Here is a 16,137-nt window from a genome sequence, read left to right as displayed (position 1 = left end):
GGGTGGGCACTCAACGGAATGCGTTGGCGATGAAGTCGACAAAGCGTCTCGTCTTGGGGGCGTCGTGGCGGCTTCTTTGAAAGACCGCGTATAATCCGTTGTCGAAGCCGACATGGCTGACGTGATAGTCACTAAAGAGCCTGTTCAGCCGCCCCTGCTCGATATCCTCGCGCACGGCCCACTCATACATCAGACACAGTCCCACGCCGTCGAGCGCCAGCCCGCGCAGAGCCGGACCGAAGTCGGTTCGAAAATTGCCTCTCACCGTTACGTCCGTGCGATTTCCCGCAGTGTCCTGAAAGGCCCAGACGGACTGGCCGAGGTTGAGCCGGTAGGCGAGACAATTGTGATTGGCGAGGTCTTCTGGGGTTCGCGGCGCGCCGTGGTTTTCCAGATAGGCATTGCTTGCCACCACGACGCGTTCGCTCTCTTTGAGCTTGCGGACCACATAGGAACTGTCGCGCAGTTTGCCGACGCGTATGTCCACGTCGACATTCTGGTCCACCAGATCGCATTCCTCGTTAGAGAGCATCAGCTCGACCGTCAGATCCGGGTTTTCCGCGAGAAAGCGAGGGATGAGAGGAACGAGAAACTGGTTCCCCACGAAGATGCGGGAGTGAACGCGCAAAGTGCCCTTGGGGTGGCCGCCGAAGGAACGGACGCGTTCGTTGGCTGCGGCGACGCGCTGGAGAATGCCGGTCGCCTCGGCAAAATAGCTTTCGCCCGCTTCAGTCAGGGTGAGCGCCCGGCTCGTCCGGTTGAGAAGGCGCGTATCGAGACGATCCTCAAGCGTGCCGATCAATCGGGACACGGAGGCGGGCGACAGCCCGAGCCGTCGGCCGGCTGCTGAGAAGCTGCCCTCCTGAACGGCTGAAACGAAAACCTGCATCGACCGGAACTCGTCCATGCCGCTGATCTAGCAGATCGTCGGACCTGCGAAAAATGGAGGAAATGGGAAAGCGGCGTTTCATGGAATGCAAAGATAGTTGTCGGGTTTTGCCCGTTTATTGCGGACGACCCTGTTGCGAATAATCCCTGCACGCGACGCTGAAGGCACCCTCAAGGGAGCCGCGAGGGCGACAGATGCCCGGCCCGTTCAGAAGGCAGCGACGCAGGCGAGGAGGAAACAAGTGAATTTCAGATCGCGGTGTCCGCATGACCTTGCCGGTGGGGCGATCCTCGCCGGGCTCGGCGTGTTCGTTGTCCTACAATCTCTTTCCTATCCGCTCGGACAGGTCACGCGGATGGGGCCGGGCTACTTCCCCTTGCTTGCAGGGCTTCTGCTTGTGCTTCTGGGAGGGCTTGTCTTCCTGTTCACCAATGAGGAGCCGGAGGAAGAAACGCCCCTGAAGCCGCGTGTCTTCGCAACCGTCTTCGGCAGCATTCTTGCGTGGGGCGTGCTGCTGGAACCCTTCGGTCTCGTGCCGGCCACGGTGGCGCTTGTGGTGATCGCCGCCTTTGCACATCCGCAACCCCATCTGCGCCGTGTCGTCATTACGGCGGTCATCCTGCCGCTCATGGGGTGGGGCCTTTTCATCAAGGGGCTCGGCCTGCCGGTCGATGCCATCTCCTGGTAAAGGAAAAGGGTGCAAGCGATGGAAATCCTTACGAATCTCGAAGCTGGATTCGCGGTGGCGCTGCAATGGGACAATATCCTGTTCTGCTTTATCGGCGTGACGCTCGGAACGATTATCGGCCTGTTGCCGGGCATCGGGGCGCTGTCGACGATTTCGATGCTCCTGCCGATCACCTTCTACATGGACCCGACCACTGCGATCATCATGCTGGCCGGCGTCTTCTACGGCGCGCAATACGGGGGCTCGACGGCTTCCATCCTTCTCAATATTCCCGGCACTTCAGCCAATGCGGTGACCTGCCTTGACGGTCATCCCATGGCCAAGAACGGCAGGGCGGGCGTGGCGCTTGCTCTTACGACAATCACCTCTTTTGTGGGCGGATCCTTCTCGATCCTGGTGATGATCTTCCTGACGCCTTACATCGCGCGCTTCGCGCTCGAATTCGGGGCGGCGGAGTATTTCTCCATCGCCGTCTTCGGCCTGATCGCTGCTTCGACGCTTTCGCGCGGTTCTGCGCTGAAAGGGCTTGCCATGGTGGTGGTGGGTGTCCTTCTGGGCATTGTCGGGATGGATGTGAATTCCGGTGTGCAGCGCTTCAATTTCGGAATTCTGGAACTTTCGGATGGCCTCAGCATCGTTGCGCTGGCGATGGGGCTCTTCGGGGTGGCCGAAATCCTCAGCAATCTGCTGCGCTATTCGGGCGAGCCATACAAGATCGACAAGGTCACCTATGCGAGCCTGATGCCGACACGGCAGGATATCCGGGATTCCACGCCCTCGACGGTGCGCGGAATGCTGATCGGATGTCTTTGCGGCATCTTGCCGGGGGCAGGACCCACCATCGCCTCCTTCATGGCCTACGCGGCTGAGAAGCGTGCCTCGCGTCATCCCGAACGGTTTGGAACCGGCGTCGTCCAGGGCATTGCTGCGCCCGAAGCGGCCAACAATGCGTCGGTGCAGTCGGCGTTCATCCCCACACTCAGCCTCGGCATTCCGGGCGATTCCGTGATGGCGGTTCTTCTGGGTGCGCTGATCATTCACGGCATCGTGCCGGGCCCCACGCTGGTTCTGGAACAACCCCAGCTCTTCTGGGGGCTGGTGGCCAGCTTCTGGGTCGGTAACATCATCCTGTTGGCGCTCAACCTACCGCTGATCGGCCTGTTCGTTCAAATCCTGCGCATTCCCTACGACGCGCTCTACATCGCGATGCTGTTTTTCATCTGCATCGGCGTCTTCACCATCCGGAACAACGTCTTCGACATCTTTGTGATGCTCGGCTTCGGCCTTGTGGGAACGTTCATGCTGATCGCCCGCTTTCCGGCCGCACCGCTTCTGCTCGGCTTCATCCTGGGACCGATGATCGAGGAAAACATGCGCCGGGCGCTGCTTCTGTCGCGGGGAGACTGGCTGACTTTCGTGGACAGCCCCATCACAGCCACCTGCGCCGTGCTCTCTGTCGTTTCACTGGTCTGGTCGTTCTGGTCGCCGCTCGCCGGCTTCATCGGTCGCGCGAGGGATCGCCGTTCGAATTCGCTTGGATCGACGGGGTTCGATTGATCCGCAAGCCAAATATCAACGAGGAGGAGAGACAATGATCCGTAGAAGTTTTATCGCGCTGGCCACGGCGGCGTTTTTTGCCGGCCCGGTCATGGCGCAGGACTATCCTGTCCGACCGGTCACGGTTGTGGTGCCCTACACCGCAGGCGGGGCTACCGATACGCTCGCGCGTGTTATTGCGACGCCTTTCGGTGAGGCCCTGGGGCAGCCGGTGGTGATTGAAAATCGTGCCGGGGCAGGGGGCGCCGTTGGAGCGGAGTTCGTGGCTCGGTCCGATCCGGACGGCTATACGCTGCTGTTCCATACCGCGACAGTTGCCGTCTATCCGACCACTCAACCCAATCTCGATTTCGATTATGCGCGTGATTTCGAGCCGATCATGCTGGCCACGCGGGCGCCCTACGTGATCGCAATCAGCAACAAGCTGCCGGTCGACGATCTCGAGGGCTTCATCGACTACGCCAAGGAGCATCCCGGCGAGCTCAATCATGGCTCGCCGGGTGCCGGCACCTCGACGCAGCTTGCTGCCGAGCTTTTCAAGCAGCAGGTGGGCATTGATCTCCTGCACGTGCCCTATGGCGGCAGCTCTGCCGTTCTGACCGCGACAAGGGCCGGCGAGATCGACTTCATGGTCGACACTTATCTTGGATTGAAGGGGGCAGTGGATGGCAAGGATGTGAAGGCGCTGGCGGTCGGCACGGCCAAGCGGCAGGCTTTTAATCCGGACATTCCAACATTCGAGGAACAGGGCGTTCAAGGGATTGAACTCGCGGCCTGGTTCGCCTTTGCCGCTCCAAAGGGAACGCCGAAGGAAATCGTCGCCAAACTCAATACCGCGTTGCATGAGGCGCTGAAGAATCCGAAGGTGCTCGAAACCGTCGAGGCACAGGGCGAGGTCATCGGCTCAACGCCCGAGGAGCTTGGCGAACAGGTCAATATGGAAATCGACCTGTGGGCGAAGGTGGCCAAGGAAGCCGGGGTGAACTGAGAAACCTGCCGCACGGGAGCGTACCAAAACCCCTGAAGCGTTTCAAAACCCAAGTGAGTCAACGATTTGCCGGCGCGCATCCCGGAAGGGTGCGCGCCGGTTTTTTCCGTTGATCTGTCTTATGCGTCATACGCATGACAGATATCCGAATAAATGCATTGGACAGATGCGCCGCCGGGTGGTTCAACAATGGAGATGCAAGGCATTAGCCCTTGCGTTCCAGGGCTTTGGCCCATTGCGGAATGGCGGAAAGCCATCCCTTTCATGGAGCTGGTGGTGCGTTTAGTGACAATCGAAAACGCGAAACCTTGGTGGGGAACAACAATAAACACAACCAGTGCATCTCCAGGAGAAACGGGTGCACTCGCAGCCTTCGGGCAGGGTGTGGACGTCTCATGCATACACCAAGCGGCAGGGCACACTAGGGGCCCGGCGACCAGTTCTTCGTATTCGATCATCCAAGCAGAAGAATCCGGAGACAAGTTATGAATTTACTTCCCAAAATGCTGTTGGGGCTCAGCGCGCTGACCTTGGTTGCCACGGGTGCTGTGCCCGCCATGGCCGAGTATCCGGAGAAGCCGGTGACGATCATCGTCGGGTTTGGCGCCGGTGGCGGCGTCGATACGGTTAGCCGCGCGGCAGCGAACGCGCTTGGCGAAAGCCTTGGCCAGCCTGTCGCGATCAAGAACCAGCCGGGCGCCGGCGGAGGTCTTGCAACGACCGCACTCAAGGCGATGCCAGCCGATGGCTACAACATCGTTGCGACCACCTCGACGACGCTGACCTTCGATCCGCATACGCAGGATCTCGCCTTCAACGTTGACGACTTCGATTATATCGCGGCTTTCGGCGTGTTTCCCGAAGCGCTGATCTCGCTGCCCAGCCGCGGCTGGAAGACCTTCGCCGACACGGTTGCCGAAGCCAAGTCCAAGGGCGAGCCGATGAGCTATGCTTCCACCACTTCGGTGGACCGCGTGGTGGTCGGAATGATCTCCAAGCAGGAAGGTGTCACGCTCAATCCGACGCCGACCAAGGGCGGCGCGGAAGCGGTGGCCCAGACGCTGGGTGGCCATGTGGACTTCGCCTATAGCTCCGGCACCTACTACGCGCAGGCCGAAGCGGGCAATCTTCAGGTTCTGGCGGTCTTCGGCGACGAGCGCATCGAGGGCTTTCCCGATACGCCGACCCTGCAGGAATTGGGTTACGACATTTCCAGCATGAACATGGTGCTCTTCCTGATCCCCAAGGGCACGCCGGACGAGGTCAAGGCCAAGCTGACGGAAGCCTTCGGCGCGGCAGCCAAGGACCCGCAGTTGCTGGAAACGCTGAAAAAGCGGAACATGGGTTCGTTCGTGCCGGTGGGTGAGGAGATTTCCACGCTCATTCACAAGCAGAGCGACCAGTTCAAAGCGGCTGTCGAAGCAAGCAAGTAAGATGAACGGCGACATTCAGGGCAGGCGCGTTTCGCGCTTGCCCCAGTTCAGGAAAGCCCTCGGCGAGTTGATTGTCGTTGGAGGCGCCAGTCTGGCCATGATCTTCTGGATCATCCCGGCCCAGACGAGTTCGGGCGGCGAACTGGGTCTTTCGCCGCAACTGGTGCCGACGGTCTGTTCGGCGGCAATCGGTCTTCTGACCCTGTTTCGCTTCATCTCGACATTGATCTCGACACCGGCGCCGGAACCCGGCGACGATGCACCGATCCACTATGCACTCACCATGATCGCCGCGACTGCGGCCGGTATCGCGGCAATTGCCTATCTGGGCTGGGCTATCGGCGGGGCAATCCTTGCGCTGCTCGTGCTTCTTGTGCTCGGCGAGCGACGGTTGCTCATGCTTTCGCTGCTACCGGTTCTGGTCGCGGTGCTTTTGTTCCTGATCCAGAAAACGGGGATCTAGGTTGGAAAACATTCTTCTCGGTGCGGGCGATGCCTTCTCTCTGACGGCCATCGCCGCCGTGTTCGGCGGCATCCTGCTTGGCTATATCGTCGGCGTGGTGCCGGGGCTCAGCCGGCCGGCGGCACTCGCGGTCGCGGTTCCGCTGACCTATTACATGACACCCATCGCGGCTATCGCATTTCTGGTCGGCGTGACCAAGGCGAGTGCGGCGGGTGGCGCCACCGGCGCCATCATGCTCAACACGCCGGGCGAGCCGAGTTCGGCGGCCACCTGTTATGACGGCTATCCGCTGGCACGGGCGGGCAAGGCCGCGAAGGCGCTCAAGATCGCGCTCTATTCTTCGGTGTTCGGCGACATGGTATCGACGCTGGTGCTTATCGCGCTTGCCATGCCGCTTGCCTCCTTCGCCCTGAAGATGGGGCCGGTGGAGATGACTTCGGTAATGATCTTTGCGCTCACCTTCATCGCGGCTCTTTCCGGCACCTCGCTTACCAAAGGACTGGTGTCGGGCATTTTCGGCATCCTGCTTGCGACTGTGGGGCTCGACCCGGAAAGCGCCACCCCGCGCCTGACCTTCGGCATGATCGAGCTTTTCGACGGCATACCGCTGGTGTCTGCCACCGTCGGCATGCTGGCCTTCACGGAAATGCTGGTCCAGGCGGAAGCCTATATACGGGCGCGCAAGACCGGGGAGGAAATCCAGAAGATGGAGCTCCTGCCGGACGATAACGGTGTTTCTCTGGAAGAGGTTCGCGAGGTAGCCCCGACGGCTGTCCGCTCGACGCTGGTGGGGATCGCTGCGGGCATCATTCCGGGGCTGGGACCCACGATCGGCGCGTTCCTGGCCTATGTCGTTGCCAAGAAATTCGCCAAGCCGGGCGACCGCTATGGCGAAGGCGATATCAAGGGCGTGGCCGCAACGGAGGCTGCGGACAATGCGGTGCTGCCCGCAAGCTTCATCCCGCTCTTTGCCATCGGCCTGCCGGGCAGTGTTTCGGCGGCGATCCTTGTTGCCGCGTTCATGATGCATGGCGTCGTGCCGGGCCCGCTGGTCTTCGAGCAGCATCCGCGCCTGATGTACGGCATCTATGTCTCGATGCTCGTGGCGAGCTTCTGCATGCTGATCGTGGGCCGCGTGGGGCTGACCTTCTTCGCACGGATCGGCAGCGTTCCGGCTGTCATCATCATTCCGATGGTGATCGTCTTCTGCACGCTCGGATCCTTCCTCGAACATCATGCGATGTTCTCGGTCTATGCGATGGTGGTGCTCGGCGTGGTCGGATACTTCATGCAGCGCTACGGCTATTCGGTGGTCACGTTCCTGATCGGCTTCGTGATCGGGCCGCTGTTCGAACTGTCGCTGCGTCAATCGATCATCGTCACCAATCATCGACTGGAGGCGATTCTGCATCACCCCATCGCCATCGGTTTTCTGGTGATGTCGGTGGCTGCGGCGATCTTCTTCATCAAACCGGCGGGCAAGCTCGCACAGGCGCAACAGACCGGCGTCTGAGAAAAAGAATGAAAGGCCCGCCCATCCGGCGGGCCTTCTTTTCTAGGGTATGGGTGTCAGCCCCTTGCCGCGAAAATCGGCATGGAGTTCCAGGAGATCGACAAAGGCGGGCAGACTTGCCGGCCGGTAACGGTTGGGGTGCCAAAGAGCGAAGACCATGTCGCTGATCGTGTGGCCTGCCGAGACAAGGGCTGCCGAATTGTCGAGATGGTGGACCTCGCGTGCAGAGGATGAGACCACGGCGATGCCATGCCCGTCGCGTGCCAGTGAAATCAGGGTGTGCGTGCTGTCGCTTTCCAGCATGATGCGCGGGCGTATGCCGACCCCGGCGCATGCATGATCGAAGAGCTGGCGGGTCAGGAAGCCGCGCCTGAGAACAAGAAACCGGTCGTCGGCGAGTTCCCGGATGTCGATCGTGCGGGCCCCCTTGGCGGGGTGGCTTTCAGGAAGCACGGCAAAGAGCTCCGCTTTGAACAGTTCGCGGCCGACGAGATTACAGGTGTTGGTGCGACTCGCCACGGCCATATGCACTCCACCATTCTCGACGAGCTCGACAAGGGCGTCGTTATGCGCCTCGCTTATGACGAGGTTCACGTTCGGATAGAGGCGGGCAAACTCCGTCATCACCGGCGAGATGAGGCCGGAAATGGTCTGCGGGGAGGCGCCGATGCGCAGGAGGCCGACATGGCCGTGCTCCAGCCCGTAGGCCCGGTTGATGAGCGCCTGCGCCTGATCGAGAAGCTGGGCCGAATGCATGAGGAGGTCATCGCCCTCGGCCGTCAGAACCAACCGCTTTCCGATGCGCTCGAACAATTTGACGCCGAGCTTGCGTTCAAGCGCCTGTATCTGGCGGGAGAGCGCCGGCTGGCTCAAGTGCACGACCTTGGCGGCTCCCGAAACGCTCAGCCGTTCGGCCACGGCGACGAAATTCTGCAGCTCCTTGAGCTCAAGCATGGTGTTGTTTTCCCGGCATTTTATCGATGCATTGAATGCATATAGTTGGCAATCTTAAATGCATTGGACACAGCAATCAATCGCTGACAGATTGCCGCTGCAAGCACAGAAAAGATGATTGCGAAGCGGCATCGGGTCGGAGATTCAATATGAAAATCAATATCAACGCCGATATTGGCGAAAGCTATGGAAAATTCAAAATGGGCAATGACGAGGAGCTTATGCGCCTCATCGGCTCAGCCAATATCGCGTGTGGAATGCATGCCGGCGATCCAACGATCATGGTGCAGACGGTGGAGTTCGCGAAGCGCGAGAACGTCTCCATCGGCGCACATCCCGGCTTCAACGACGTCTGGGGTTTTGGACGCCGACAGATCCGCATGAACCCGCTCGACCTCGAATATTCGGTGACTTATCAGATCGGCGCCCTGCAGGCGCTTGCCGCTTCGCGCGGTGCTCGCGTCACGCATGTCAAACCGCATGGTGCGCTCAACAACATGGCGCATGACGACATCGATATCGCGATGGCGGTGGGACGTGGCATCAAGGCTGCCGATCCTGAGCTCGTCTTCGTTGCCAATGTCGGTTCGCAGATGACCCGCGCCGGTGAACAGCTCGGATTGCGTGTGGCCAATGAATCCTATGTGGATCGCCGTTACGACGACAATGGCAAGATGCTGTCGCGCGAACTCGAGAACTCCGTGATCCGTTCGCCTGAGGAAGCCAGCGAGCAGGTGGTGCGGATACTGGAAGAGGGCGCGCTGTTCTCCGTCAACGGCAAGCGCATTCCTGCCGAGGTTCACACCTTCTGCATCCACGGCGACGAGCCGACCGCGGTTCCGGTGATGAAGGCCGTGCGGGCAAAATTCGTCGAGCGCGGTATTGAGGTCGTCACCATTCCGCAGATGCTGGGCATCGACGCCTAGAGTCTATGGCAACGGCGTTGAGCTTGTCGAACTACGCACAACGTCGTTGCAACCGGCCGTCATGACAATGATGTCGCAAAGGACGCGCGACCCTCTGGATGTGAAGTTTCAGGAATTCCCATGTTCATTGCCAACAGTACTGCCGATTACGGCAAACCGCTCCTGCAGGGCGACGCCGCTCTTCTTGGAACCGAAGCCGCAATGGAGACGGAGCGTTTTCTGTCTTTTCGGGAAGGCCATGCGGAAACGCCGCTGCGGGCTCTACCCAGCCTTGCGGGGCAGCTCGGTGTCGGCTCGATCCATATCAAGGATGAAGGGCTTCGATTGGGGCTCGGCAGTTTCAAGGCGCTTGGCGGTTCCTATGCGGTCATTCGCCTTGCGCTGGAGGAAGCCTCGCAGCAGCTCGGGCGAAGCGTGGATGTGGCTGAACTGCAATCGCCGGAGGTGAGGGCGGTTTCAGCCGGCTTGACGGTGGCTTGTGCAACGGACGGCAATCACGGGCGCTCTGTGGCACAGGGTGCAAGTCTGATCGGTGCCCGGGCCATGATCTTCGTTCATTCGGGTGTCAGCCAGAAACGGGCTGACGAGATTGCCCGTTTCGGAGCTGATGTAATCCGCGTCGAGGGCAATTACGATGAGTCCGTTGCCGAAGCGAGCCGTGTGGCCGAACGGAACGGATGGACCGTGGTTTCCGACACGGCATGGCCGGGTTACGAGCGTATTCCGGGGCTCGTGATGCAAGGATATGTGCCTCTCCTGCGCGAAGCGCTGCGCGCCATGCCCGAGACGCCGACACATGTCTTTATCCAAGCGGGTGTGGGCGGTGTGGCTGCTGCCATTGCCGGTCATCTGGCCGTCGTGTTCGGCGAGGAGCGCCCGCGCTTCGTGGTCGTGGAGCCGGCGCGTGCGGCCTGCGTGCTCGAAACGGCCCGGGCCGATCGCATCGTGAAGATCGAGGATGGCGAGGCGACGGTCATGGCAATGCTCGAATGCTACGAGCCGTCGCTTGTGGCCTGGCGCATTCTGTCGCGTGTTGCCGACGGCTTCATGACCGTCGATGAGGATGATGCCGTGTCGGCGATGAAAAGGCTGGGCAAACCCGTTGCCGGAGATCCGGCCATTGTCGCGGGGGAAAGCGGCGGCGTTGGCCTTGCTGGCCTCGTGCGGGCTTTGAAGGATGACACCGCGCGGGAAATGCTCCGGCTTGACCGCACCTCGCGCATCTTCCTCGTCAATACGGAAGGGGCGACCGATCCGGCGCTCTATGAAAAACTGACAGGTCTGAGGCCCGGCGATATCCGCGCCTGAACACGTTGTTTTTCCGAGGCAAAAGGCCGGGCGGGTTGCGCTCGGCCTTTTTTGTTTCCAGCCGATTTTGCAAAGCCATCTTGACGGGACACGTTTCACGTAACATATAAAGTTTCATGAAGCGCGACAGCAAACTTTCCGGTGTCCTGCATGTGCTCCTGCACATGGCGGAATACGACACGCCCGTTACCTCCGAGGTGCTCGCAAGAGCCATGAACACAAACCCGGTCGTGATCCGCAGGATCATGGGCGGATTGAGGGATGAAGGGTATGTCCGCTCCGAAAAGGGGCATGGCGGAGGGTGGACCATCGCCTGCGATCTTTCGCAGGTGACCTTGCGCGACATCTACACCGCGCTCGGTTCGCCGTCCCTGCTTGCCATGGGCAACCGTACAGAGATGCCCGGTTGCATCGTCGAAGAGGCGGTGAACGCTGCGCTCAACAAGGCTTTCGATGATGCGGAGGCCTTGTTGCTTGCTCGTTTCGGTGAGGTGACGCTTGCCATGCTGAGCGCGGATTTCCATCGGCGCCTCGTTTCTCGTGGCGTTCGGAACCAGGATCTGGAGACCGTTCATGCATCATGATGCAATCATCATCGGCGGCAGCTTTGCCGGGCTTGCCACCGCAACCTATATTGGCCGTGCACGGCGTTCAGCCTGTGTCATCGACACAGGCAAGCCGCGAAATCGCTTTGCAAAGCACTCCCATGGCTTTCTTACACAGGATGGCAGCGAACCCGGTGCGATGCTTTCTGCTGCGCGCGATCAGGTTTCAGCCTATCCGACCGTCAGTTTCGTCAGTGACGCGGCTGTGAGCGTGGAGCGGGACGGCGATGGTTTCGTCGTCCAGTTGCAGAGCGGCGATATGGTTTCGGGTAGCAAGCTTGTTCTTGCCTATGGCATCTCGGATGAACTTCCGAAAATTCCCGGGCTGGCGGAGCATTGGGGACAATCGGTCATCCATTGTCCCTATTGCCATGGCTTCGAATTCAGCGGCCAACGCCTCGGCGTTCTGAGTGTGTCGCCCATGTCGACCCATCAGGCCATCCTGATTTCCGAATGGGGGCCAACCACCTATTTCCTGAACGGCTCACCCATGCCCGATGACGAAACATTGGCAAAACTCAAGGAGCGGGGCGTCGCCATCGAGCCGGCGGCGGTTGCAGCAGTGCATGGCGATGGTCAGGCACTTGCGGAGATCGAATTCGATGACGGCAGGGCACTGCCGCTCGACGCCCTCTATCTGGGGCCGCGCAATCGCTTCAACAGTGATATCGGCGACAAGCTCGGTTGCGCCGTGGAGGAAACCCCGTTCGGTCGTTTTATCCGGACGGATGGGGAGAAGAAGACATCCGTGTCGGATGTCTATGCGGCTGGTGATATCACGCGCGGCGCCCACAGTGTCACCTTCGCCTGCGCGGACGGTGTGATGGCCGCCACCTCCATCCATCGCTCTCTGGTGTTCTGAACAGGCTTCCTCCCCCGAACCGGGTATGTGGGCAACCCCTTCAACCGGCTAATTTTCGGGCGTCCGGGGCTTGGGCAAGATGACTGCGGACCTTCGGCTGGCGCCGAAGGTCCGCAGTCGTGTTTCTTGAAGGGGCGGGGGATCAGGATGAGCGAGGCAGCTGTTGTTCTTTTGGCATGTCAGGGGATGCTCTTTACCGTCTGGGCATTCCTTGCCTTCCGTTTTCTGTTTGCGTTGAGAAACGATGCGGTGGTGGCAACTGGCAGTGTCATGCCGGGATTGCGGGCGACGCTGAGGGCATTTCGAGGAGCGCTCACGGAGCCGCGCTATTTTTCGGTGCGATGGCGGCTTTTTTCGACGACCGTGCTTCTCCTACTTCTGTCGGGGCTCGTGCCCATCGCGTTGCGCTGAAATGACGGTGAAGAATTTGCCGCACTCGAGGTTGAGAAAACGGTTCTCCGCCGCATTGGTTGTTCTGCTTGCTTCATCTGGGGCAGCGGCAGCGGGTGAAGGAGGGCTGACCTGCCCGGCGGAACGTGCGGTCTACCGGCTGGACAGCGACGAGGGACCGCTTGAGGTGGGGTTTGTCCCTTCCCGCGGCAGGGCGTCGATCGCTTCCGATCTTTATCTCTACCTTACGACCGTGCAGAGGACCTACTGGTTCAGTTTTTCGGTCTCGAACGGCTATAGCGGCATGACGCTTATTCCGGTCAGCGATCCGCGGGCCGAAGCTGCAAGGGAAAACGGGCCGGCGCTTCTGCTTGAAACGCGCCGGATGGATGAAGGTCTCATCAACGAGGTGCTGGTTTCCCTGCGGTTTTACGCATTGGACGAAAAGCTTGGGTTTCTGTTCGAACCACCCGCATCGGGTATGACGGCTCCGCCGATGGTGATGATGCCGGAGATCGGCCTGACCCTCTGGTATGAACCTCAGGCGCTGACTGAAGATCGTTCGGCTGATCGCGATCCCATTCCACGTGGAATCTTTCGCCTGACAAAGTGTCTGTCGGAAGCGCGGCCTGCTGCTTATCCCTGACCGGTTCGAACGGCGGATAGGCCGCGTTCAGGTCAAGCCCATGCGATTTGCGTGAAGAGCGGCTTCAGCGCGGGAGGAAATGCCGAGCTTACGGTAGATGGTCTTGATGTGCGTGGCGATGGTGGTTTCGGCCAGACCGAGCGCTATCGCGACATCGGAATTGCGCAGTCCCTTGGCTATGAGTGTCAGCACTTCCACCTCGCGCGGCGTGAGCTGTTCCGTCTCGTTATCGATAGGCCCTGTGCGCTGGAAATGTTCCATGATGCGCCGTGCAATGGTTGGCGAGAGGGCCGGGACACCATGTTCTATCTGAACGAGTTGCCGGCTGAGCTGCTCGGCCGGTTGTCCTTTCAGCAGATAACCCTGCGCACCGGCGGCAAGGGCGGAAACGATATGAGCGTCCTCGCCCAGAACCGTGGTGACGATGCAGACGGTGCGGGGAGAGCGCTGGCCGATCCGCCTTATGATGTCGAGGCCGGACCCATCCGGCAAGCCGAGGTCCACAAGCGCCATGTCGAAATCGTCGGCCTGCAGCTGGGCGCAGGCTTCCGCCACGTTTTGCGCGGTGGTGATGCGGGCATGCGCAAAGGCGTTCTGCGCAACTGAGACCAGCCAGGCGCGGGCTTCGGCAACGTCCTCCACGATCAGCAGACGCTCAACCATTCACGGCGCTCCTTTCCATTGGGAAACTGGCTTCAATACGAGCGCCGTTGCGCCCGGAAATTGCGACGCTGCCGCCATGCGTCAAGGTTCTCAGGTTGATATTGTTCAACCCGCGGCTCGATTGGAGGGTTTCGTCCGGGAAGCCTATGCCATCATCAATGATGAGCAGGTCGATCCGGTTCTGCCGCTCGGAAATCTCCACCTTCAATCCCGTTGCCCGGGCGTGGCGGATCGTGTTGCTTGCCGCTTCGCGTATGATCGAGCGCAATGTGTGGGCAAGTCCGGCGCTAACGGCAGTCGCGGACGAGCAGTCTGCCGCCCACTCCAGATGAAGGCCCGCCAGCGCAAGTCTTTCGTCGGTTTCGAAACGCAACTCGGCAAGAATTTCATCAAGGCCTATGCCATGCCCTTGTGCGTTGCTGATGATCTCTCTCAGGTCTGCAAGGGTTTCTCCGACAATCGCGTCCTTGCGTTGCGGGTCGTTGCTGTGCAGCGTGCGCAGAAGCTGCGCTCCGATATTGTCATGCAGGTCACGGGCGATACGCCCGCGCTCCTGCTTCACGCCCTGTTCATGCGCATCGCGGCTGTCCAGTGCATGGCGCATCAGGTCGATCAGTTCCTGTGCCCGTTCCGCATCCTGCTGCGAAAAGAGGCGGCGTCCGCCATTGGCATAGGAGAGCTTCAGGGGCTCCAAGGTGCGGTGTCCGGGGATCATGAGAGCGAGGCCATCGTCGATGAGGGCCGCCGATGCGCTCCAATCTGCGCTCTCAAGCGTCAGCGGGTTAAAATAGTCGTTCAGCAATCTGTGCCATTCGCCTGTCTGTTCCCTGCCAGCGCGGGTCAGCGCGATATCGACGATCTGCCGGAAGCGGCTGGAATTCAGGGCTTCGCCGCCTCGTAGACGCCGACCAAGATAATCGCGGAAGGGAAGGTAAATGAGGGCCACGGTCAGGAGCGCGATGCCGAAGGCCGGCGCGCGTTCTATCGCCACGCCGTAAATCAGGAAAGCATCAAGCCCGATCAGCAAAAGGGCGCCCAGGAAATAGGTTCCCAACCGGAAGGCCCAGGTGCCGAGGTCGAAGAGGCGATAGCGTGCAACGCCAAGAGCAAGCCCGACATAGATCAGGAGGATGATGCCGAAGGCCTGCCCCTGGGACATGCCGGGCTCCAGGCCGAGAAGAAGGGGGGCTGCGATGGCGAAGACGAAGACCCCGGTGCCGCAAAGCACGAACAGGCCGAACCAGCCGAGCGCAGCGCGGGCAAGCGGGTTCTTGCGGGACAGGTAGATCTGGATTGCGATGCAGATGCCGATAAGGGCGAAATCGATGGCCATCAGGCCATAGGTTCCCGCCGCCTGAGAAGGAAACAGCTGGAATTGGTTGGCCACGATCCAGATGAGCGAAACCGTCCATATCAACAGCGGAACACCGCGCGGGACGATGCGGTTGGGATAGTTCAGGAAGAGACAGATCAGCGCAGCCCCAAAACTGTACGTACCCGACTGGTTGATGAACCCCAGAACGCGGAAGAGCTCGCCCTGGATCGCCAGTTCACGAGTTGTGTAGATCGAAGAGGCAAGGGCGGAGATCATCAAGCCAAGGCCGGTCAGGAACAGGCAGAGTGCGCTCGCATCGCGTCGGCGAAGGGCAAGAATCCAAGCCCCGATCAGCATGCCTGCTATGCCAACGGCAATCTGAATCCAGTATTCCGGCGGCAGTGAGGAGAGCGCTCTTCCATCGGTAGGCGAAACAGCCGCCTCATAGGGTTCGTCTCTCGCATTCCGTAAGTGAAGGACCACGATCGGCTGAGCCAGAATAGTGCTCAGCGCTTCCTGACGAGACAGGAACGTGTTCAGCAAATCATAGGTCTCAAGTGTGTCGGGTTCTTCCGTGATGTCGAGGGGTTGCAACGCAATGGGCTCACTGCCGGGAAAGCCGATCGCCTGCAGCCGGTCGCCGGGCATGATCTGGATAGGAATATCAGCACGTTGAAGGGACTCGATGACAACCGCGCCGTCCGTATCCAGTCCTAACTTTACGCCCAGCCATGACTGGCTCGCGACAAGATAGAGGCTGATGCCGGTGGCAAGCAGAGCAATCCCCAGCGCAGCCGTCAGAATGACGATTGGCGATGGGCGAATACCCAGAAGAATCCCCGAATGGCTTCCGGAGGCTAACGCCATTGTTTACTTCCCCATTCCCCTAAATAGGGGATGCCATAGAAGGGCGGTTCTGCCTAGTTTCAATGCGGGT

At 60.2% G+C, this 16,137-nt stretch carries 16 protein-coding genes; 12 read left to right on the top strand and 4 right to left on the bottom strand.

Annotated features, from left to right (window positions below; genetic code table 11):
- Positions 1-10 precede the first annotated feature (10 nt).
- The gene (locus NA8A_RS15490; RefSeq protein WP_009451277.1) at positions 11-907 is read right to left on the bottom strand and encodes a LysR family transcriptional regulator; all 897 of its coding nucleotides are present in this window, start codon (positions 905-907) and stop codon (positions 11-13) included.
- Between the two features lie 223 nt (positions 908-1,130).
- Between NA8A_RS15490 and NA8A_RS15485 the strand changes: the two genes are divergently transcribed.
- The 6 genes from NA8A_RS15485 to NA8A_RS15460 all read left to right on the top strand — a co-directional run bounded on the left by NA8A_RS15485 (position 1,131) and on the right by NA8A_RS15460 (position 7,531).
- Positions 1,131-1,577, top strand: coding sequence for a tripartite tricarboxylate transporter TctB family protein (locus tag NA8A_RS15485; protein WP_009451276.1), 447 nt, complete (start codon positions 1,131-1,133; stop codon positions 1,575-1,577).
- 18 nt (positions 1,578-1,595) lie between these two features.
- The gene (locus tag NA8A_RS15480) at positions 1,596-3,134 is read left to right on the top strand and encodes a tripartite tricarboxylate transporter permease (RefSeq protein ID WP_009451275.1); all 1,539 of its coding nucleotides are present in this window, start codon (positions 1,596-1,598) and stop codon (positions 3,132-3,134) included.
- A 34-nt stretch (positions 3,135-3,168) separates the two neighbouring features.
- On the top strand, positions 3,169-4,122 hold the full coding sequence (locus NA8A_RS15475) for a Bug family tripartite tricarboxylate transporter substrate binding protein (RefSeq protein ID WP_009451274.1): 954 nt from the start codon (positions 3,169-3,171) through the stop codon (positions 4,120-4,122).
- 485 nt (positions 4,123-4,607) lie between these two features.
- The gene (locus tag NA8A_RS15470) at positions 4,608-5,555 is read left to right on the top strand and encodes a tripartite tricarboxylate transporter substrate binding protein (RefSeq protein WP_009451273.1); all 948 of its coding nucleotides are present in this window, start codon (positions 4,608-4,610) and stop codon (positions 5,553-5,555) included.
- A gap of 1 nt (position 5,556) precedes the next feature.
- Entirely contained in the window at positions 5,557-6,018 is a 462-nt protein-coding gene (locus NA8A_RS15465; protein ID WP_009451271.1) for a hypothetical protein, read from the top strand.
- Between the two features lies 1 nt (position 6,019).
- Positions 6,020-7,531 carry a tripartite tricarboxylate transporter permease gene (locus tag NA8A_RS15460; protein ID WP_009451270.1) on the top strand — a complete coding sequence of 504 codons (1,512 nt, stop codon included), beginning with the start codon at positions 6,020-6,022 and terminating at the stop codon, positions 7,529-7,531.
- 42 nt (positions 7,532-7,573) lie between these two features.
- Here the strand turns inward: NA8A_RS15460 and NA8A_RS15455 are convergent, their stop codons facing one another.
- Positions 7,574-8,485 (bottom strand): LysR family transcriptional regulator, encoded by a 912-nt coding sequence (locus tag NA8A_RS15455; protein WP_009451269.1) that lies wholly within the window; start codon positions 8,483-8,485, stop codon positions 7,574-7,576.
- 149 nt (positions 8,486-8,634) lie between these two features.
- On the opposite strand from NA8A_RS15455, the gene NA8A_RS15450 reads away from it, so the two are divergent.
- The 6 genes from NA8A_RS15450 to NA8A_RS15425 all read left to right on the top strand — a co-directional run bounded on the left by NA8A_RS15450 (position 8,635) and on the right by NA8A_RS15425 (position 13,222).
- A complete protein-coding gene (locus NA8A_RS15450; RefSeq protein ID WP_009451268.1) occupies positions 8,635-9,411 on the top strand; it encodes a LamB/YcsF family protein in 777 nt (258 codons plus the stop codon).
- A gap of 120 nt (positions 9,412-9,531) precedes the next feature.
- On the top strand, positions 9,532-10,719 hold the full coding sequence (locus tag NA8A_RS15445; RefSeq protein ID WP_009451267.1) for a diaminopropionate ammonia-lyase: 1,188 nt from the start codon (positions 9,532-9,534) through the stop codon (positions 10,717-10,719).
- Positions 10,720-10,835: 116 nt separating this feature from the next.
- Positions 10,836-11,303, top strand: coding sequence for an Rrf2 family transcriptional regulator (locus tag NA8A_RS15440; protein ID WP_009451266.1), 468 nt, complete (start codon positions 10,836-10,838; stop codon positions 11,301-11,303).
- Positions 11,293-12,186, top strand: coding sequence for an NAD(P)/FAD-dependent oxidoreductase (locus NA8A_RS15435; protein ID WP_009451265.1), 894 nt, complete (start codon positions 11,293-11,295; stop codon positions 12,184-12,186). Before NA8A_RS15440 ends, NA8A_RS15435 begins: the two co-directional genes overlap by 11 nt.
- 147 nt (positions 12,187-12,333) lie before the next feature.
- Positions 12,334-12,597, top strand: a complete 264-nt coding sequence (locus tag NA8A_RS15430; protein WP_009451264.1) for a hypothetical protein — start codon at positions 12,334-12,336, stop codon at positions 12,595-12,597.
- Positions 12,598-12,628: 31 nt separating this feature from the next.
- Complete coding sequence (locus NA8A_RS15425) at positions 12,629-13,222, top strand: hypothetical protein (protein ID WP_143088076.1); 594 nt, start codon at positions 12,629-12,631, stop codon at positions 13,220-13,222.
- A gap of 27 nt (positions 13,223-13,249) precedes the next feature.
- Here NA8A_RS15425 and NA8A_RS15420 read toward each other — a convergent pair whose 3' ends face one another.
- Both NA8A_RS15420 and NA8A_RS15415 read right to left on the bottom strand, forming a co-directional pair.
- The gene (locus NA8A_RS15420; protein ID WP_009451262.1) at positions 13,250-13,885 is read right to left on the bottom strand and encodes a response regulator; all 636 of its coding nucleotides are present in this window, start codon (positions 13,883-13,885) and stop codon (positions 13,250-13,252) included.
- Entirely contained in the window at positions 13,878-16,067 is a 2,190-nt protein-coding gene (locus NA8A_RS15415; protein WP_009451261.1) for a sensor histidine kinase, read from the bottom strand. Before NA8A_RS15415 ends, NA8A_RS15420 begins: the two co-directional genes overlap by 8 nt.
- Positions 16,068-16,137: the final 70 nt, after the last annotated feature.

It is taken from the genome of Nitratireductor indicus C115 (assembly GCF_000300515.1).
Lineage (GTDB): Bacteria > Pseudomonadota > Alphaproteobacteria > Rhizobiales > Rhizobiaceae > Nitratireductor > Nitratireductor indicus.
Note: the sequence above shows the minus strand (reverse complement) of the source record. Positions and strands in the feature narration are given on the sequence as shown.